General features: G+C 66.2%; 20 protein-coding genes. 8 read left to right on the forward strand and 12 right to left on the reverse strand.

Annotated features, from left to right (window positions below):
* Nucleotides 1–2: 2 nt before the first annotated feature.
* Both A7X65_RS09305 and A7X65_RS09310 read left to right on the forward strand, forming a co-directional pair.
* Nucleotides 3–512, forward strand: a complete 510-nt coding sequence (locus A7X65_RS09305) for a hypothetical protein (RefSeq protein WP_063684074.1) — start codon at nt 3–5, stop codon at nt 510–512.
* Between the two features lie 151 nt (nt 513–663).
* Nucleotides 664–1,860: a hypothetical protein gene (locus A7X65_RS09310; RefSeq protein ID WP_063684075.1), complete on the forward strand. Its 1,197-nt coding sequence runs from the start codon at nt 664–666 to the stop codon at nt 1,858–1,860.
* Here the strand turns inward: A7X65_RS09310 and gmk are convergent.
* The 7 genes from gmk to fabD all read right to left on the reverse strand — a co-directional run bounded on the left by gmk (nt 1,793) and on the right by fabD (nt 8,593).
* A complete protein-coding gene (gene gmk, locus A7X65_RS09315; RefSeq protein ID WP_063684076.1) occupies nt 1,793–2,452 on the reverse strand; it encodes a guanylate kinase in 660 nt (219 codons plus the stop codon). The two genes, A7X65_RS09310 and gmk, sit on opposite strands and share 68 nt — an antisense overlap.
* 3 nt (nt 2,453–2,455) lie before the next feature.
* Nucleotides 2,456–3,343 carry a YicC/YloC family endoribonuclease gene (locus A7X65_RS09320; RefSeq protein WP_063684077.1) on the reverse strand — a complete coding sequence of 296 codons (888 nt, stop codon included), beginning with the start codon at nt 3,341–3,343 and terminating at the stop codon, nt 2,456–2,458.
* Nucleotides 3,344–3,458: 115 nt separating this feature from the next.
* Nucleotides 3,459–4,742 carry an endolytic transglycosylase MltG gene (gene mltG / locus A7X65_RS09325; protein WP_063684079.1) on the reverse strand — a complete coding sequence of 428 codons (1,284 nt, stop codon included), beginning with the start codon at nt 4,740–4,742 and terminating at the stop codon, nt 3,459–3,461.
* A gap of 125 nt (nt 4,743–4,867) precedes the next feature.
* On the reverse strand, nt 4,868–6,133 hold the full coding sequence (gene fabF / locus A7X65_RS09330) for a beta-ketoacyl-ACP synthase II (protein ID WP_063684081.1): 1,266 nt from the start codon (nt 6,131–6,133) through the stop codon (nt 4,868–4,870).
* A 108-nt stretch (nt 6,134–6,241) separates the two neighbouring features.
* Nucleotides 6,242–6,481: an acyl carrier protein gene (locus A7X65_RS09335; protein ID WP_008130699.1), complete on the reverse strand. Its 240-nt coding sequence runs from the start codon at nt 6,479–6,481 to the stop codon at nt 6,242–6,244.
* Between the two features lie 312 nt (nt 6,482–6,793).
* The gene (gene fabG / locus A7X65_RS09340) at nt 6,794–7,531 is read right to left on the reverse strand and encodes a 3-oxoacyl-[acyl-carrier-protein] reductase (RefSeq protein ID WP_063684083.1); all 738 of its coding nucleotides are present in this window, start codon (nt 7,529–7,531) and stop codon (nt 6,794–6,796) included.
* 102 nt (nt 7,532–7,633) lie between these two features.
* On the reverse strand, nt 7,634–8,593 hold the full coding sequence (gene fabD, locus A7X65_RS09345; protein ID WP_063684084.1) for an ACP S-malonyltransferase: 960 nt from the start codon (nt 8,591–8,593) through the stop codon (nt 7,634–7,636).
* A gap of 361 nt (nt 8,594–8,954) precedes the next feature.
* Here fabD and A7X65_RS09350 point away from each other — a divergent pair, with 361 nt between their 5' ends.
* Nucleotides 8,955–10,151 carry a GGDEF domain-containing protein gene (locus A7X65_RS09350; RefSeq protein ID WP_063684086.1) on the forward strand — a complete coding sequence of 399 codons (1,197 nt, stop codon included), beginning with the start codon at nt 8,955–8,957 and terminating at the stop codon, nt 10,149–10,151.
* Here A7X65_RS09350 and A7X65_RS09355 read toward each other — a convergent pair.
* Both A7X65_RS09355 and A7X65_RS09360 read right to left on the reverse strand, forming a co-directional pair.
* Entirely contained in the window at nt 10,148–11,173 is a 1,026-nt protein-coding gene (locus tag A7X65_RS09355; protein WP_063684087.1) for a fatty acid desaturase family protein, read from the reverse strand. The two genes, A7X65_RS09350 and A7X65_RS09355, sit on opposite strands and share 4 nt — an antisense overlap.
* A gap of 3 nt (nt 11,174–11,176) precedes the next feature.
* Nucleotides 11,177–11,884 (reverse strand): TetR/AcrR family transcriptional regulator C-terminal domain-containing protein, encoded by a 708-nt coding sequence (locus A7X65_RS09360; RefSeq protein WP_063684089.1) that lies wholly within the window; start codon nt 11,882–11,884, stop codon nt 11,177–11,179.
* A gap of 340 nt (nt 11,885–12,224) precedes the next feature.
* On the opposite strand from A7X65_RS09360, the gene rpsF reads away from it, so the two are divergent.
* From rpsF to rplI, 4 genes are all read left to right on the forward strand, one after another.
* Nucleotides 12,225–12,731: a 30S ribosomal protein S6 gene (gene rpsF / locus A7X65_RS09365; protein ID WP_063684091.1), complete on the forward strand. Its 507-nt coding sequence runs from the start codon at nt 12,225–12,227 to the stop codon at nt 12,729–12,731.
* 5 nt (nt 12,732–12,736) lie between these two features.
* Nucleotides 12,737–12,976, forward strand: a complete 240-nt coding sequence (rpsR, locus tag A7X65_RS09370) for a 30S ribosomal protein S18 (protein ID WP_007592020.1) — start codon at nt 12,737–12,739, stop codon at nt 12,974–12,976.
* Between the two features lie 129 nt (nt 12,977–13,105).
* The gene (locus tag A7X65_RS09375; RefSeq protein WP_063684093.1) at nt 13,106–14,083 is read left to right on the forward strand and encodes a YybS family protein; all 978 of its coding nucleotides are present in this window, start codon (nt 13,106–13,108) and stop codon (nt 14,081–14,083) included.
* Between the two features lie 48 nt (nt 14,084–14,131).
* Complete coding sequence (gene rplI, locus A7X65_RS09380) at nt 14,132–14,731, forward strand: 50S ribosomal protein L9 (protein ID WP_063684095.1); 600 nt, start codon at nt 14,132–14,134, stop codon at nt 14,729–14,731.
* Nucleotides 14,732–14,767: 36 nt separating this feature from the next.
* On the opposite strand, the gene A7X65_RS09385 is transcribed toward rplI, so the two are convergent.
* The 3 genes from A7X65_RS09385 to A7X65_RS09395 all read right to left on the reverse strand — a co-directional run bounded on the left by A7X65_RS09385 (nt 14,768) and on the right by A7X65_RS09395 (nt 16,905).
* Complete coding sequence (locus tag A7X65_RS09385; protein ID WP_063684097.1) at nt 14,768–15,235, reverse strand: PaaI family thioesterase; 468 nt, start codon at nt 15,233–15,235, stop codon at nt 14,768–14,770.
* An 11-nt stretch (nt 15,236–15,246) separates the two neighbouring features.
* A complete protein-coding gene (locus A7X65_RS09390) occupies nt 15,247–15,843 on the reverse strand; it encodes a TetR/AcrR family transcriptional regulator (RefSeq protein ID WP_063684099.1) in 597 nt (198 codons plus the stop codon).
* A 108-nt stretch (nt 15,844–15,951) separates the two neighbouring features.
* On the reverse strand, nt 15,952–16,905 hold the full coding sequence (locus A7X65_RS09395; RefSeq protein WP_063684894.1) for a hypothetical protein: 954 nt from the start codon (nt 16,903–16,905) through the stop codon (nt 15,952–15,954).
* A 281-nt stretch (nt 16,906–17,186) separates the two neighbouring features.
* Between A7X65_RS09395 and A7X65_RS09400 the strand changes: the two genes are divergently transcribed.
* Entirely contained in the window at nt 17,187–18,437 is a 1,251-nt protein-coding gene (locus A7X65_RS09400) for a cyclopropane fatty acid synthase (RefSeq protein WP_063684101.1), read from the forward strand.
* The last annotated feature ends 190 nt before the right edge of the window (nt 18,438–18,627 follow it).

Below are 18,627 nucleotides of genomic sequence, written 5' to 3' on the forward strand. Positions count from 1 at the left end.
CCATGCCCAAATCCGCTCACGCGATTGCCCTCGCCTTGCTCCTCAACATCGCCCTCGCCGCATCGCCCGCCGTCGCGCAGTCCGGCAGCGCCGGCGGCTCGATCGGCAACGACGAGAAGTCGCTGTCCGGCTCACGCCAGGATTCCTCGTCGGGCCGTTCGGCGGAGCCCGCACCCTCGGCGCGCCGGAGCAAGCCGGCGGCGGAGGAGCGCTCGGCGCTGCGGCGAAACGGCGGCGGTGGTGGAGGCGGCGGTAGTTTTGACGGCGCCTGGGTGGTCACCAGCATCGGCTGCGGCGGCACGACCACTGGCGCAACCGTGGTCACCTCGGGCCGCGTGATTGCCGAAGGCGTCACGGGGACCGTCAGCGCGAACGGCGCGGTGCGCACGTTCGGCCGTGGCGAGGGCGGCATTACCTACACCGGCGCCGGCCGGCTCGGAACCCGCAGCGGTTCCGGAACGTTCCGCCGCTCCGACGGCTGTGGTGGAACCTGGACCTCGGTCAAGCAATAGGAGGCGACATAGCCTGATAACGCGGCGGAACGAACGTGCCGCAGGCCCAATTCAAGCCACATCCTCTCCGGAATTGCGGCTCATTGCCACCCAAGTCTTTGACGAGAAAGGGCTGGTTAAGAGTTGCGTTGTGCGTAACCGGGAGACCAGGATGGGCAACCGAACCGCGAAATTCGTATCTGCGCTTGTTGGCAGCATCATTGCCGGCGCGCCACTCGCCGCCGTATCGCAGAACGCGCCGAGCGTATCCAGCACCGCCGCGAGCGATTGCCTGCCCTCGCCGAAGGGCGCCGCCCCGCAAGGGCAGCACTGGTACTATCGACTCGATCGCGCCAGCAAGCGGCAGTGCTGGTATCTGCGTGCCGAAGGTGGCAAGGTCACGCAGACCGCGCAGGCCACCGGCGATGCGCAAAGTGCCGATACTCCGGCGCAGCCCTCCGTGCAGAATGCGCATGCCGAATACATCGCGCCGCAGACTACCGCCGCACCGGCCATGACTGCGCCCGCCCCGGCTGCAGCGAACGCAGCGCCGGCCGCACAACGGCCGTCGATCAGGATTGCCGACGCCAGCCCGCAGCCCGCCGTCGCCGCGCCCTGGCCCGATGCCTCGACTGACACCGCCTCGCCTGCACCACAAGCCGCGCCCGCGCCTGTCGCTGCAGCCCCGCAGCCGGGCGCCAAGCCGGCGAAGCCGCAGGCTCCGGGGGCGCTCGCCGCGGCTGAAGCTCCCGCCGACAAGCCGACCGGCTCGCTGCAGACGCTCATGCTCGTCATCGGCGGCGCGCTGACGCTCGCCGGCCTCCTCGCGAGCGTCATCTACCGCTTCGCCGGCGCGCGCGCTCGCGTCAGGACGAACGACCATCGTCACGTGAACTGGGACGACCGGGAGCCCCACGAGCAGGATCGCGCTCCATGGCTCAACGAGATGCCGAACACGCCGCGCACCCAGCAGCCGGGCCCGATCGACTTCGACGCCATCCGTCCGCAGCCGCCGCGTCCAGAAGCCCCGCAACTCGCAGCCTTCAGCAGCGAGATCGGCCGGATCGCGGCACAGTCCCGTTCAACGCGCAACGAGATCGCGGATCTCGACGAGGCCGACATCTTCAACGGTGAATTCGAAATCGAGGCAGCGGCTCCGCGGCTCGCGGTCAACGATGCCGGCAACGATAGCGCTGAGAAGGATGAAGAGCCGGCTGCGCGCGTCGAGGACAGCGTCGACATCGACGTCATCACGGCGATGCTGGAACGGCTGGCGCAGGAAGGGCCGCGGCTGGCGCAGCCTAGCCCTGAAGCTGAGCTTGCAGACCTCGCACGAAGCCGACGAGGCCAGTCCGCCGCTCGCGCTTGAGGCGCTCGGCCTTCAGGATCGACTGCACCTCGGCGAAGGCGTCATCGACATTGTGGTTGATGACGATGTAGTCGTACTCGGCCCAGTGGCTCATCTCGTGGCTGGCCCGGCTCATGCGCTTGCGGATCACCTCGTCGGAATCCTGCGCGCGCGAATGCAGCCGCTTCTCGAGATCGGCGGCTGACGGCGGCAGGATGAAGACGCGAACCACGTCGATGCTTGCTTTCTGGTGCAGCTGCTGCGTGCCCTGCCAGTCGATGTCGAAAAGCACGTCCTGCCCGGCCGATAGCGCCGCTTCCACCGGCGCACGCGGCGTTCCGTAAAGATTGTCAAATACGGTGGCCCATTCGAGCAGTTCGTCCTGCTTCACCATCGTCTCGAACTTGGGCTTGGTCACGAAAAAATAGTCGCGCCCCTCGACTTCGCCCGGCCGCATCTGTCGCGTCGTCGCCGATACCGACATCTTGAGGCCCGGCTCCCGCTCGAGCAACATCCGCGACAGCGTCGTCTTGCCTGCGCCCGAGGGCGAGGACAGCACGAACATCAGGCCGCGCCGCTCGACACCGTCAGTTCCGTGACCGCCCGTCGTCATCGATCACTCCAGATTCTGGACCTGTTCGCGGAACTGCTCGACCACGTTTTTCATGGCGAGTCCCGTATTGGTCAGCTCGATGTCGTTCGACTTCGAGCAGCAGGTGTTGACCTCGCGGTGAAACTCCTGCGCCAGGAAGTCGAGCTTGCGCCCGATCGGGCCGCCCTTGCCGATCAGCTCGCGGGCCTGCGCGACGTGCGAGGCGATGCGGTCGAGCTCCTCGCGGATGTCGGCCTTGGTGGCGATCAGGATCGCCTCCTGCATCAGACGGTCGGAATCGAAACGGTCGGAAGTGTCGAGCAGCGCGGCAATCTGGTCGGCGAGCCTCGCCTTGATCGCCTCCGGCTTGCGGCCGGGCGAGCTTTCAGCTTTTTTCGCGAGCTGCTCGATCTCGTCGACCCGCTGGGTCAGGATCTGCCCGAGCGACGTCCCCTCGCGCTTGCGCATCGCGACCAGCTCGTCGAGCGCCTTGTCGAAGGCCTCGGCTGCGGCGGCACGGGCGGCCTTGTCCTCTTCCTCGTCGCCCTCGGGCTCGGCGACCTCGACGACGCCCTTAATGGCGAGCAGGCCGTCGATGCTCGGCGCAACCGCGTCGACCTTGCCCGCGATCACCGCGGCGGCCTTCAGCACGGCGTTGAGCACGTCCTCGTTGACGCGGACGGTGGCGGCCGCATTGGCGCGCTTGACGTTGAGATTGGCGTAGACGGTGCCGCGCGACAGAAGCTCGCCGGCGCGTTTCTTGGCATGGGCCTCGAGCTCGTCAAACCCCTGCGGCAGCCGCACCCTGAGATCGAAGCCCTTGGCGTTGACCGACTTCAATTCCCATTCGAACGTATACGGCCCGCTCGCGCCGTGGCTTCGAGCAAAGCCGGTCATGGACGACAGCGCCATCAGGTCAGATTCTCCAGGAACAAAAGGATTCGCGAGGCATCAAGCCACGCGAATCTTAAGACTATTTTGCAGGAAAGTGGAATCCGCAAAGTCCCGTAGGCAGGTCTGGGCTGCGCTAGCGCTGGACCACCGGCGGCGACGACTGCACTGCGCCCTGCCGGGCCGGCGGCGGATTGGCGGGATTGGCCGGGCGCGCCGCCGGCGGCTTTTTCTGCTGGTTCGGGCGGGCCGGCGTGGTCGCGGTCGGCGTATCGGCGGCGCCCGGCGCGGCGGCAGCCGGCGGCGGCGCGTCCTCGGCCGGCTCGACCGTGTCGTTCTGGATCTGCTTTTCCATCGCGCGCAGCTTGGCGACGTTTTTCTGATGCGCGTCGTAGGTCTCGGTGAAGGCGTGCCCGCCGGTGCCGTCGGCGACGAAATAGAGGTCGCGGGTGCGGGCCGGGTTGGCGGCGGCCTCCAGCGAGGCGCGGCCGGGGTTGGAGATCGGGCCCGGCGGCAGGCCCTCGATCACATAGGTGTTGTAGGGCGAGGGCTGCGTGATCTCGCTGCGCTTGATCGGACGGCCGAGCGTGCCCTTGCCCCCGACGAGGCCGTAGATGATCGTGGGATCCGACTGCAGCTTGATGCGCTGCTTGAGGCGGTTGACGAACACGGCGGCGACGCGGCTGCGCTCGTCCGGCTTGCCCGTTTCCTTTTCGACGATCGACGCCAGCGTCACCAGCTGCTCCGGAGATTTGACCGGAATGTCCTGGCTGCGGCGCTCCCAGATCTCCGCCAGCACGCGCTTGTGCGCCTGCTGCATGCGCTGGATCACCTGCTCGCGCGTGGTGCCGCGCGGGAATTTGTAGGTCTCGGGCAGCAGCGTGCCCTCGCGCGGCAGCTCGCGCACGCTGCCGGTGAAGATGTCGTTGTCGGACAGCCGCGCCACGATCTGCTCGGAGGTCAGGCCCTCCGGAATCGTCACGGCGTGCTGCACCACCTTGCCCTCGACAATGGTGGCGATGACGTCGCGCAAGGAAGCATTTTTCTGGAAGGCGTATTCACCCGGCTTCAGGTCCGAGCTCGCCTTCAGCGCCGCGACGCTGGCGATGAACACCCACGGATTGACGTCGGTGACGCCTTCCTTGTTCAGCGTCTCGGCGATGTCGCGCTTGCCGGCGCGCTGAGGGATGTTGACGATCTTGTCTTCCTTCAGCGGCCCCGGCGCTTCCAGCACCTGCCGGCCGTAATAATACACGCCGCCCGCGCCGAGCATGGCGATCAGCAGGAGGGTGATGATGGCATTGCCGACGACCACAAAGGGATTGCGCGCGCGGTCCGATCGCTTCGGCGGCGGCGGAACCTGCTCGGGCTCGAGCGCTGCCCGCGGGCTCCGGGGCGAAATGGGCGGCCTTTCACTCATCGAAGCAACCTGAATCCTGCCGGTTCAATCGCGGCCTGACAATCGCTTGCCACGCCAAATGCACGCGCCCACTTCTATGACTATCGCCGAATACGGCAAAACGGTGGATTCGTCTCAAACGCAAACTAACTGGCCAAACGCCGGACGATTACCGACGCATTGGTGCCGCCAAAACCAAAAGAGTTCGACAGGGCGACGTTGACCTCGCGCTTCTTCGCCTTGTGCGGCACGAGATCGATCGCAGTCTCGACCGACGGGTTGTCCAGGTTGATGGTCGGCGGCACGACGTTATCGCGAATCGCGAGGATGGCGAAGATCGCCTCGATCGCGCCGGCCGCACCGAGGAGATGGCCGGTCGACGACTTGGTCGAGGACATCGCGACCTTGGAGGCGGCGTTGCCGAGCAGGCGTTCCACTGCGCCGAGCTCGATCTCGTCGCCGAGCGGCGTCGAGGTGCCGTGGGCGTTGATGTAGTCGAGATCGGACGCCGTGAGGCCGGCGCGCTTCAGCGCCGCCGACATGCTGCGGAAACCGCCATCGCCATCGGGCGACGGCGACGTGATGTGATAGGCGTCACCCGACAGGCCATAGCCGATCACCTCGGCATAGATCTTCGCGCCGCGGCGCTGCGCGTGCTCGAGCTCCTCGAGCACCAGGACGCCGGCGCCCTCGCCCATGACAAAACCGTCGCGGTCCTTGTCGTAGGGACGCGAGGCCTTCTCGGGCGTGTCGTTGAAGCCGGTGGAGAGCGCGCGTGCGGCGTTGAAGCCGGCAATGCCGATGCGGCTGATCGGCGATTCAGCACCGCCGGCGACCATGACGTCGGCATCGCCGAGCGCGATCAGGCGGGCGGCGTCGCCGACCGCATGCGCGCCGGTCGAGCAGGCCGTGACGACCGAATGGTTCGGCCCCTTCAGCCCATGCGCGATCGAGACGTAGCCGGAGGCAAGATTGATCAGGCGGCCCGGAATGAAGAACGGCGACACCCGGCGCGGTCCGCGCTCCTTGAGCAGGATCGCGGTGTCGGCGATGCCGTTGAGGCCGCCGATGCCGGACCCGATCATGGTGCCGGTCGCGCATTTGTCCTCTTCGGTCTCGGGATGCCAGTTGGCATCGTCGAGCGCCTGGCCGGCCGCGGCCATGCCGAAGATGATGAAGTCGTCGACCTTGCGCTGGTCCTTCGGCTCCATCCACTTGTCGGGATTGAACGTATCGTTGCTGCCATCGCCGCGCACGACGGTGCAGGCGTATTTGGTCTGCAGATCGGAGACATCGAAGCTCTCGATCGGGCGCGCACCGCTCTCACCGTTGAGGATGCGCTTCCAGGTCGGCTCGACACCGCAGCCGAGTGGCGACACCATGCCGAGACCAGTGACGACGACCCGTCTCATATCCGAAAACTCCGCATCGAAAGATTCACGGCCAATAACAAGAAACCGGCTGACCGCCAGTCAGCGGCCCGTCCGGTTTCAATGTTGTCCCCGCGAAAATGAAGAGCCTTAGCTCTTCGCGTTCTTCTCGAGAAACTTCGTGGCGTCGCCGACGGTGAGAATCGTTTCCGCGGCGTCGTCCGGAATCTCGCAACCGAATTCTTCTTCGAACGCCATCACCAGTTCGACGGTGTCCAGACTGTCGGCGCCGAGGTCGTCGATGAAGCTCGCAGCGTCGACAACCTTCTCGGGCTCAACACCAAGGTGTTCGACCACGATCTTCTTAACCCGCTCGCCAATGTCACTCATTGCATAACCTCGTGTTGTTCCCTGTAGACCCGACCCCCCGGGACGATACGAGCCGTCGTGGTCGTTTAGTGCCTTCGCTTACGAACTTTGATTTGGCCCCATCCTAACCGATGCAGGGCCCGGCGAACGACGGCCAAGGCTCCGCATCGCCAATATACAGGGTTTCAAAAACCTGCAATGGCGTTCTTTGCCCATCCGTTGAGGGTCCGGTTATCACACTTCAACTGCCTTGACTACAAGCCTCATTTCGCTCCGGAAACGGCCGTTTGCCGCATCCCGCGCCGCCGCTGTGGGCAGTGCGGGACGGGGGCCTCAGATCATGGCCATGCCGCCGTTGACGTGGATAGTCTGGCCGGTGACGTAGGCTGCTTCGTTCGAGCTGAGATAAACGGCGGCGGCCGCGATGTCCTCGGGCGTCCCCAGGCGGGCGGCCGGAACCTTGGTCAGAATCGTCTCGCGCTGCTTGTCGTTCAGTGCATCCGTCATCGGCGTCTTGATGAAGCCGGGCGCGATGCAGTTCGCGGTGACGCCGCGCTTGGCGTATTCGGCACCCAGGGTCTTGATCATGCCGATCAGGCCCGCCTTCGAGGCGGTGTAATTGCCCTGCCCGGGATTGCCGGTGACGCCGACCACCGAGGTGATCGCGATGATGCGGCCGAAGCGCTTGCGCATCATCAATTTGGTCGCGGCGCGCGCGAGGCGGAAGGTCGAGGTCAGGTTGATGTTGATGACCTCCTCCCAGTCCTCGTCGCGGAGCTGGACGAAGAGATTGTCGCGGGTGATGCCGGCATTGGCGACGAGGATGTCGACCTGGCCCATCGCGGCTTCCGCGGCGGGCACCAGCGCCTCGACCTCGTCGGCCTTGGAGAGATTGCAGGGCAGCACGTGAGTGCGCTCGCCGAGCTTGCCGGCCAGCTCATCCAGCACTTCCTTGCGCGTTCCGGAAATCGAAACGGTGGCGCCCTGCGCATGCAGCGCCTGTGCGATCGCGCCGCCGATGCCGCCGGTCGCGCCGGTGACGAGCGCCTTTTTGCCAGTCAGATCGAACATCGAAAAACTCCTCCAAGGCACGATCCGGAAAAGTGCGCAGCGGCTGTCCGAAAGATCGTGCGTAAACTGAAAAACTCAAGCGCGACGAGAACTCATCGCGCTTCAGGCCTGCTTTGCAGCGGCCAATGCATCCTTGGCGGCGGCGATATCGTTCGGACCGCCAACCGATACGCCGACGGCGCCGTCAGCAATGCGCTTGACGAGACCAGAGAGCACCTTGCCGGCGCCGATCTCGAAGAAGCGGGTGACACCCTGCCCGGCCATGTAGGCCACCGACTCGCGCCAGCGTACGGTGCCGGTGACCTGCTCGACCAGACGGCGGCGGATCTCGTCGGGATCGGTGATGGCGCTCGCCAGCACGTTCGACACCAGCGGCGCCGCCGGCGCCTTGATCGTCACCTTGGCCAGCGCTTCCGCCATGGCGTCAGCCGCGGGCTGCATCAGCTTGCAGTGGAACGGTGCGGACACCGGCAGCAGCATCGCGCGCTTGGCACCCTTGGTCTTGGCAATCTCCACGGCGCGATCGACCGCCGCCTTGTCGCCCGAGACCACCACCTGCCCGCCGCCATTGTCGTTGGCAGCCTGGCAGACCTGGCCCTGGGCCGCCTCGGCGGCGACCTCCATGGCGGCTTCATAATCGAGGCCGAGGAGCGCAGCCATTGCACCGGCGCCCACGGGTACGGCCTTCTGCATCGCGAGACCGCGGGTGCGAAGCAACCGCGCGGTGTCGGAAATCGTCAGGCTGCCGGCCGCGGCCAGCGCCGAATACTCACCGAGCGAGTGCCCGGCAACGAAGGCGGCATCCCGCGCCACGGAAAAACCGGCTTCCGCCTCCAGCACACGCAGGGTGGCGATGGACACCGCCATGAGCGCCGGCTGTGCGTTCTCGGTGAGCTGGAGGGTCTCGGCCGGGCCGTCCCAGATGGTGGCCGTCAGCTTCTCCCCAAGCGCGGCATCGACCTCGTCGAACACCGCACGCGCCACCGGAAAGGCGTCCGCGAGGGCTTTGCCCATGCCGACGGCCTGGGACCCCTGCCCCGGAAATGTGAATGCTGCCGTCATCGGCGCTCCCCTGGATCGCGTGAGCCGTTGTGTCGAGAGCCGGCAGCCGACTACGTCCGGCACAAGCCTTGGTTCCCGATCAAGCTTCAAAGGGGGCCGTAGACAACGACCGGGGCTGCGCTGTCAAGCCGCGATGGGTATGTCGGGACAGGTAACCCGCCTCAGAACCCGCTCGCTGCCCTGCAGCAATCGGGTTGGCGGCGCCGCTTCGCTGCAAAGCGTTTACGCTATCGGGAACTCGGTTCCCGAACKTAAGCGGCCTTAAATGCCGTCCACCTAGGTTGCGGCCATGGCAACAATGGTCCCACAGAGATTGACGGCCTCAACGTCTGCCGGGCGCACAGGGCAACCGTGGGCTCCATTGCAGGCCTGCGTCGACTGGCTGCTCGCGGGACCACGCCCCCAGCCTGACGACATCCACAACGAATTACTGCAGCAGCGGACCAACAAGACCAGGACGCTGGTGGTGGCCGTGGCCGCCTCCCTGCTGATCGCGTCGCTGTCCGCCGCTCTCACCGGCGCGCCCTGGGCCTATGCCTGGGTGCTCGCCGAAATCGTGCTCGGCAGCACGCGCATCTGCCTGATGATGAAGGCGCTCGCGAGGGCGAAGCGAGACCGGCGGGCGCCGGTGAACGTTTCGCCGATCTGGGCCGGGCTCGCCTCGGTCGTGCTGATTTCCGCAGGCTGCTATCAATGCGTCGCCTCCGGCGTCATGCCGCTGATCCTGATGGCCGGCATTGGCCTCGCCAACCTCGTCGGCGGCATCGCCTCGCGCAATGCGGGGACGCCGCGCTACGGCATTCTCCTGATCTGCATTCTCACGCTGCCCTTTGCCGCGGCCACGATCCTGTCGCCGGTGCCGTTCCTGTTCATCATCGGCCTGCAAACCCCCGTCTACACGGCCGGAATGATCTTCCTGCTGCTGGAGAACCACAAAATCCTGCTCGACCTCCATCATTCCGAGCGCAACAACCGCCTGATGGCGCATCACGACCTGCTCACGGGCCTGCCCAACCGCGCCCTCAACCAGAAACTGTTTGCCGAGATGCTCGACGGTCCTTGGCCGGATGCGGCGTCGGGTCCCTCGAAGCTCACGGTGTTCTGCGTCGATCTCGACGGCTTCAAGGGCGTCAACGACAGGTTCGGGCATGCGACGGGTGACGCCGTTCTCGTCACCGTGGCGAAGCGCCTCTGCGCAAGCGTGCGGGACGCCGATGTCGTGTGTCGCATTGGCGGCGATGAGTTTGTCATCCTGCTGCCGGACATCACCGACGGCGGGGCTGCTGCCGTGGCGCGACGCATCATCGCGCGCGTGGCGGAGCCGTTCGAATTCGAGCCGGCGGCGCGGGTCGGCGCCAGCATCGGACTTGCGTCGGCACCGCGCGACGGCGTCACCGCCGACGAATTGCTGAGCGCCGCCGATCGCGCCATGTATGAAGCCAAGCGCCGCGGCAAGGGCGCCTTCGTGATCCACCGTGGCGCAGCCGATGCCGCCACGCTCGTCCCCGATGCGGCCGCCTTCCTTCCCGCGCCGCGTGTTACCGCACTGGCCGGCTAGAAACCGCCCGCCTTCTGGTCCGCACCGACCTCGGCGCCGGCCCGCGCCCGGCGGGCGCTGCTTGCCAACTGGCCCGGCCGGTCGTCGTGGTTCGGCTTTGCCGTGGCAAGCCGCAGCACGGCGGCATAATTCGGCTGCACCTCCATGCGGCCGGCGTGCCGGCTCTCGCTGAGCAGGCGATGCACCTTCGGCAAATTGTAGCAGGGCACGTAGAACAGCAGATGATGCTCGAGGTGATAGTTCACGTAATACGGCGCGATGAACAGGCGCTCGAGGAAATTCGCGTGCGTGGTGCGGGTGTTGCGCAGCGGATCGCTGCTGTCGGGGACGACGGCGTGCTCCGCGATGTTGCGGATGCGGGTGATGACCATCTGCCAGGTGAGCAGCGGTACCAGCCATAGCAGCGGATAGGCCCACCACACGCCGACCGCCGCTAGCGCGGCAAACATCGCGGCATTGGTGAGACATTGCGGGCCGAGCTTCTCCCAGAAATGCGCGGCGCGCTGCCGCCATGGCCAGTCCTTCGGCCCGAGCGCATTGAGCAATTGCGCCTTGCGCTGCTGGTAGCCGGTCTGTCCGGTAATGTCGCGAATGAACTTGCGGCGGTAGCTCAGCCCTGTGATCGGAAACGGCGCGGACAGCACCAGATCGGGATCGTCCTCCTGCTGGGTGCGCGCGTGATGCTGCAGATGATAGCGGCGATAGGCGCGCGTCTCCGCAAAGATGGGATAGGCGCAGAGCCATTGGCTCAGCGTCAGATTGGTCTTCTCGTCGGCGGACAGGCAACCATGCGCGCCGTCATGCATGAGGATCGCAAGCCCGAGCTGGCGCGAGCCGATGGTGGCGACCGCAAGAATGTAGGTCAGCGGATTGGGCCACATCGCGACCAGCGCAACCGCAGCGACGATCAGCGCCCAGGCATGTGCGATCAGCGCAACGCCCTTCCAGGTCACACGCTGGCGGACGTCGGCCAATTGGTCGTCGGTCAGGAAATCACGGGCACGCATGCGAAGCGCGGTCATGGCCTAACTCTCCTCGTCCGAAGGGGGCGATGCATTGCGGTCATCGACAAGACGCAGGCGCGCGGCCTCGCCGCCGGACTTCGCCTGCTCACCAAGCACACGAAGCATCTCGCCGCAGAGTTCATCCGGCGATCGGCCCATGGCATAGCCTTCGAGGATGACGCCGATGGCGACAGCCCAGAACCGCCGCGAGCTTTCGTCGGGAGCGCGCAGGGAGCGCCAACCGTGGCGCGCGACCTGGCTGGCATAGGCGCGTGCGCCCTCGCTGTGGAGGCGTTCGATGGTGCGCTCGACCAGCGGCGCGAGATCCTGGCGCCGCCGCGTCAGGGTCAGGGCTTCGGCGAAGAAGGCGACCGAATCGCTCGCCGTGACCGTCTCGGCCAGCGCGTGGGTGTAGTCCCCCGGCGTGCGCGCCTTCAGCGCGGCCTGCTCGGTCGTGCGCGCCAGATACAGCAGCTCGCGGCAGGCGCACTCGACGAACAGCGCCTCCTTGGTGCGGAAGTAATAGGTGATCTGGCTCGGGAAGGCGTTCGCGGCGGCCGCGATGTCGGTGATCGAAGCACCCGACAGTCCCCGCTCCCGGAACAGCGGGCTTGCCGCATCCAGCAGCAGCGAGCGCATCTTGCGGCCCGCCGAGCGCGTGGCGCGCGCCGCATGCTTGGGGTCGCCGGCGCCCGGTTCCGATGCCGCATGGGCAGGCTTTTCTGCCATTGGATGCTCCCGTTGATTTATTTGTATGCTATACAAACAAATAAATCAAGCCGGTACCCCGAGACGGTCGGTCCTGGCCATGCCCCGCAGGCACCCAAGGGCCGAAAATTGGCCCCCAACCTTGCAAAGCCGGTCAAAATCCGTATAAGGCGCGCATCCGCAGACCCCGGCCGGGAGCTGAACGGACGGTCTCAACAAATCATTCGTGATTTTGGTGTGGCAGGGCCAGTCGGCCCGTCGTCCCGTGTTTCCGCCTTCTGAGCTTAATCCCAGAGTCCTTTCCGAAGGCCTCTTAAGGGCTTGACGCCGGGCGATGCGCCAACATGAGGAAAGGACCACCATGGCTCTCTATGAGCATGTCTTTCTCGCGCGTCAGGACGCGAGCCCGCAGCAGGTCGAAGAGCTGACTGCGCAGATGACCGGTATCGTCGAGGGTCTCGGCGGCAAGGTCACCAAGACCGAGAATTGGGGCGTACGCTCCCTCACCTACCGCATGAACAAGAACCGCAAGGCGCACTTCGTGCTGCTCAACATCGACGCGCCCGCTGCGGCGATCGCCGAGATCGAGCGCCAGGAGCGCATCAGCGAAGACGTGATCCGCTATCTCAGCGTCCGCGTCGAAGAGCTCGAGGAAGGCCCGTCCGCGATGATGCGCAAGGCGGATCGTGATCGCGAGCGTGACGACCGTGGCGGCGGCTTCCGTGATCGCGAAGGCGGCGGCGGTTTCCGTGGCGACCGTGAAGGCGGTTTCCGTGGTGGAGATCGTGACGGTGGCGGCTTCCGCGGTGATCGCGGCCCGCGCCGTCCGCGCGAAGACGCAGAAACCACCACGACGGATGGGGAGTAAGATCAATGGCTGAAGCTGGTGCACGCCGTCCGTTTTTCCGTCGTCGCAAGAGCTGCCCGTTCACGGGCGCCAATGCTCCGAAGATCGACTACAAGGACTCCAAGCTGCTGATGCGCTACGTCTCCGAGCGCGGCAAGATCGTGCCGAGCCGCATCACCGCGGTGTCCGCGAAGAAGCAGCGTGAGCTCGCCCGCGCCATCAAGCGCGCGCGGTTCCTGGGCCTGCTGCCCTACGTCATTCGCTAAGACGAATTTCGACCGGCGGCGGTGACGTCGCCGGTCGTGACTTTCTGAACTCATAAGGCTTCCGGGTCGTCCGGTCGCCGATGGTTGGGGCGAGACGCCTCTAACCGCTCGAAGGGAGCGGGACAGCTGATGATGGCATTTGCACTCATAGCCTTGATCGCCGGCGCTGCGTCGGCCCTGATGTTCGCCTCGATCGTGTCGGGCGCGCTTATCTCGCTCGTCCTGTTCTATCTCGCTCCGCTCCCCCTGATGGTCGCCGCGATCGGCTGGGGACCGCTCTGCGCAAGCGTCGGCGGCATCGCTGCTGCGATCGGCCTCGGCGCCCTGTTCGGCCTGCCCTACTGCATCGCCTTCGCCGTCACCGTCGCACTCCCGGCCTGGTGGCTCGGCCATCTCGTCCTGCTCAGCCGGCCGGTATCGGCCGCCGCGCCAGCCTCCGCCACCGAGCCGCCAGTCGAACCCGAGCTCGAATGGTATCCGGTCGGCCGCCTGCTGCTATGGATCGCCGGTTTCGCCACGCTGACCACGATCGCCGCCCTGCTCACACTCGGCACCGATGCCGAGACCATCACCGGCATGCTGAAGCGCGGCCTGATGCGCATCCTGCGCAGCACCGATCCGCAGACCTCCGGTGAAACAGGCCAGTTCGTCGATGCGCTGGTGCGCATCGCTCCGGCCGCCGCCACCATCGTCGCCATGATGACGCTGACGCTCAATCTCTGGCTCAGCGCCAAGGTCACGGCGACGTCGGGCCGGCTCCGCCGTCCCTGGCCGGATCTGATGACCGCGGAGCTGCCGCCGATGACGCTGGTGGCGCTCTGTGTCGCGCTCGCCTTCTGCTTCACCGGCGGATTGCTCGCGATCGTGGCGCAGATCACCACGGCCGCGCTGATGATGGGCTACGCGCTCACCGGCTTTGCCGTGCTGCATACGCTGACGCTGGCACTGAAGAGCCGCACTTTCTGGCTTGGCTCGACCTATGCCGTCGTGGTCGTGTTCGGATGGCCCGTCATCGCGATGATCATCCTCGGCCTTGCGGACGCCGTGTTCGGCTTCCGCGAGCGCTTCCTGCGCAGCCGCCAGCCACCGCCGCTGCCAACCCCTTAAGTCCAACCCCGAAACCGAAACTCAAGAGCACTTCAAAGGAGAACGAATATGGAAGTCATTTTGCTGGAACGCGTCAACAAGCTCGGCCAGATGGGCGAAGTCGTGAAGGTTCGCGACGGCTATGCCCGCAATTTCCTGCTCAAGCGCGGCAAGGCGCTGCGCGCCACCGCCGACAACCGCGCCAAGTACGACGGCATGAAGGCCGATCTCGAGGCTCGCAACCTCGCCTCCAAGGCCGAGGCGTCCAAGGTCGCCGAGAAGATCGAGGGCAAGAACATCGTCGTGATCCGTCAGGCGTCGGAAGCCGGCCAGCTGTTCGGCTCGGTCAACGTGCGTGACATCGTCGTCGCGTTCGAAGCCGACGGCGTTTCGCTGGCCCGCCCGCAGATCCAGCTCGACGCGCCGATCAAGACCATCGGCAAGCACGCGATCACCGTTGCCGTGCACCCCGAGGTCGAGGTCGAGATCACCGTCACCGTCGCCCGCAGCCAGGACGAGGCGGAGCGCATCAACCGCGGCGAGGACATCTCGACCCGCAACGAGGACCGCGACGCGGCCGCCGAGGCGATCGCCGCCGCCGGCGAGTTCTTCGATCCGGAAGCCCAGCACGACGACGTCGAGCCGGCTCCGGCTGCGGAAGAGAAGTAAGCCTCGCACTCATACGCGAAGCGAAGCCCGGTCGCTTCAGGCGGCCGGGCTTTTCGTTTTGGCGCCGACGTCCTCGCTCAGCATCGCGATCGAGGCGAGCGCCGTTGCCGTATGCTTCTCGACACCGTCGCTGACACAGAACACGTCGGCGGCGACCACCGAGACCTGGCGGCCCGGCTTGATCACACGGGCACGGCAGATCAGCTTCTCGCCGACCGCGGGCGACAACAGGTTGAGCTTGTATTCCGCCGTGAGCGCCGGCTGGCCGCGTGACGTTGCCGCGGCGATGGTCGTGGCGTTGTCGACCAGGAAGGCGGTGACGCCGCCGTGGAAGAAGCCGTGCTGCTGCAACAGCTCCGGCCGGCGCTCCACCGCGATGGTGCAGGTGCCGCGCGTTAGCTCTGAGAGCTCGGCACCGACCAAATTCATGAAGCCCTGGCGGCCGACATTGGCGTGAATGTGCGCGGCGATCGGCTCAAACTCGGGATCGGATTCGGCTCGCATGAAACCTCCTCTCATTGCTTGTTGATGCGATCGGGCGGCACCAGCGCGCGAATGGCGCAGGCGATCAGCGTAGCGCTCTCGGCCCGCGGATCGGCGCGGTCGCGGCCCGACAGGAAGGCCCGGCAAAAAATCTGCGCCGGGCCGATCAGCTGGCTGACGAACATCACCGGCGTCATCGGCAACAGCTCCCCGCGCGCGACCAGCGGCGCGCGCCAGCGTTCGATACCTTCGGCAAGCCGTGCATTCTGCGCGCGCTGGGCATCGCGGACGTCGTCGCCCCATTCGCTGCGCGAGATCTCGAAGAGATAGCGAGCCTCGCGGCGGCTCGAGACGACCCAGTCCAGATGCGCGTGGATCAGTCTTCCGATGCCCTGCTCTGCATCAGGGACCGGATCGAGCACGGCCAGCACGGCGGCGTGATAGTGCCTGAGCACTTCCAGGAACAGCGCGCCGGCGAGCTCCTTCTTCGAGCCGAAGGCGTGAAAGAAGCTGCCGTTGGACGCCCGCGCCCGGGTGCGGATCGCGGCCACCGTCGCAGCTTCGAAGCCGACGCGGTCGAACACGGCCAGACCCGCCGCCAACAGATCGTCACGCACACTCGCCGCCATCGACACCTCCTAGAGCGTTACTCTAGAGCATCACTCTAATTGAGGTCAAGACGACGCGGAGGCCGCGATGAACGCGGCCTCCGCAGGTCGATCAGGACAATACGGGATTTACCGAGAGATCGGCGGCGTCGGCGGGCCTGAGGATTCCGCCGGTGACGGGGCCGCAGCGGTCGCGGGCGCCGGCTCCTGCGGCTTGGCCGCCGGTTCGGAGCTTGCGGCCGGAGCAGCGGGCTTGGGCGCCGGTTCTTCCACCACCTTCGGAGCGGCCGGCTCGGCAGGCTTTGCTGCGGCCGGCGGCGGGGCCGGCGTCACCTGCGGCACCGGGTCGGACCGCAGCGCCGGAGCTTCGCTGCCGCGCGGCTCGACCTTGGCGCTCTCCGGCTTGGCCTCGGCGGGCTTCTCCGATGCCTTGCCGTTGTCGGGTTTGGTCTCGGGCTCGGCCTTGGCGCTGTCGGGCCGCGACTCCGCCTTCAGCTCGGTCTTCTTGTCTTCAGTCGCCGGCGCTGCGGCATCAACCTTCGGCGCCTCTTCGGTCCCGGGCTTGGCGCGACGCTTTCCCTTGCGCCCTTCGGGGGCTGCCTGGCCCTCGGGCCTCGCGCCCTCTTCGCTCGGACGCGCCGCGCGCTTTTGGCGACCCTCGGCCGGCGGCGCTGCGCCCTCGGCCTCCGGCTTAGCCTCCTGCGAGCGCTGGCGGCGGCCCTGGTGCTCGGGGGTTTGGCCGGGCGCCGTGGCAGCTTCCTTTTCCTTGGCGCCGTCCTTCTTGCCGTCCTTGGCCTGATAGCGCGTGTCGGTGGCGCCGTTGGAGACGAGATAGGAGGCGAGAATGCCCGCCATGTCCGAGCTGGTGGTGTAGTGCTGGCGCAGGTAGCCCGGCAGCGAGCCCGGCGCCACGGACTTCAGCAATCCGCGGGGGCTCTTGTGGCAGGCATTGCAGGTCTGCGCGAAGAGCTGGGACGGGCTTTTGCCGGCTTCGAGGTTTGTCGCCTGCGCAAGAACGGTGTCGGCCGCGCCGAAGCCGATCAGAAGCAATACCGTCGCGAGGCTGAGCGCTCGGCTCGACATTCCCATCATCTCCATTGATTTTCCGCGCATGCAGCCGGCATCCGGGTGCGGCGGCGGGTCACCTTTTAGCGGATTGAGCCGCGAATGGAAGCAGGCTCCACGCGCAAGGATGTGATTAAGCGCTTTTGGAATATCCGCTTTGAACACAGCGCAATAGCGGCGCCGGAGCGCCGTTCCTAGATTTAGATGCAAACGCATAGGAACCGGAGCGGGACCTGAGCGTCAGATGTGGAGGCCGGGTTAGTCGCATCTCTTCGGGTTCGCTCGAGAGGAAGGTGGCGATGGACCGATTGTTACGTCGATTTCTGTCTCACTTCGTCCGCCGCGGGTCGCTGACGGTGACCACCGCAGCGGGATCGAGGTTCACCGTCGGAGACGGCTCGGGTGAACCGGTCGCAGTCCGTTTCGTCACGGCGGACGCCGAACGAAAGATCCTCGTCAATCCCGAGCTGGGGCTTGGCGAGGCCTATATGGACGGCGAGTTCGTGGTCGAACGCGGCACCATAGCTGATGCCCTCGCGATCCTGCTCGATCAACCCGACCTATTGCCGCAGTGGGCAAAACCCTGGTGGCACCTGCGCTACCTCACGCGGCGCCTGAAGCAGTTCAACCCACGCTCGCGCTCCCGCGCCAATGTCTCCCATCACTACGATCTCGACGCGCGGCTCTATTCGCTCTTCCTCGACGCCGACAAGCAATATAGCTGCGCCTATTTCGAGACGCCGGACACGACGCTCGACGACGCGCAGCTCGCCAAGAAGCGGCACATCGCCGCAAAGCTGCTCGTCAAGCGCGGCCAGCGCGTGCTCGACATCGGCTCGGGCTGGGGCGGGCTCGGGCTCTATCTCGCGGAGGTCGCGGGCGCCGACGTCACCGGCGTCACGCTGTCGACCGAGCAGTTGCAGATCGCCAATGCGCGCGCAGCCGAAAAGAGGCTGAGCCGAACTGCCAGATTCCTGCTGCAGGACTATCGCGACATCGACGGGCCGTTCGACCGTATCGTTTCGGTCGGCATGTTCGAACATGTCGGCGCGCGGTTCTATGATGCCTACTTCCAGCGCTGCGCCGAGCTCCTGACGGATGACGGCGTCATGCTGTTGCACTCGATCGGCCGTTCGCAAGGGCCGGATTCGACCAATCCCTGGATCGCCAAATACATATTCCCGGGCGGCTACATCCCTGCACTCTCGGAGGTGCTGCCGGCGATCGAGCGTGCGGGCCTCTTGGTCTGCGACATCGAGATCCTGCGCCTGCATTACGCCGAGACGCTGAAAGGCTGGCGCGAACGCTTCATGGCCCGCCGCGAGGAGGCGGTGCAGCTTTATGACGAGCGCTTCGCGCTGATGTGGGAATTCTATCTGGCGGCCTGCGAGATGACGTTCCGCAAGCAGGCCATGATGAACTTCCAGATCCAGCTCACCAGGCGTCAGGGCGTGGTGCCGATCACCCGCGACTACATCGCGCGGAGCGAGACCCGCCTGCGGGCCATCGAAGGCGGCGCCAGGACGAGGCTGAAGCTTGCAGGTGAATAGGTTCTAGTGACGCAGCGTCGATATCGGGGACGTGCGGTAAGACGCCGTTAACGCCAGTTGCGCCCGCACTTCGGCCAGAATCTCGGGTGCAATCGGCTGGCGACGTATTTCGGGGCGCTCGGCATGCTGCATGGCCGCGATCAGCCCGGACAGCCAAAGCCGGCTGCCTGCCTCGCTCCGCCAAATCTGC

The organism is Bradyrhizobium stylosanthis (assembly GCF_001641335.1).
Lineage (GTDB): Bacteria > Pseudomonadota > Alphaproteobacteria > Rhizobiales > Xanthobacteraceae > Bradyrhizobium > Bradyrhizobium stylosanthis.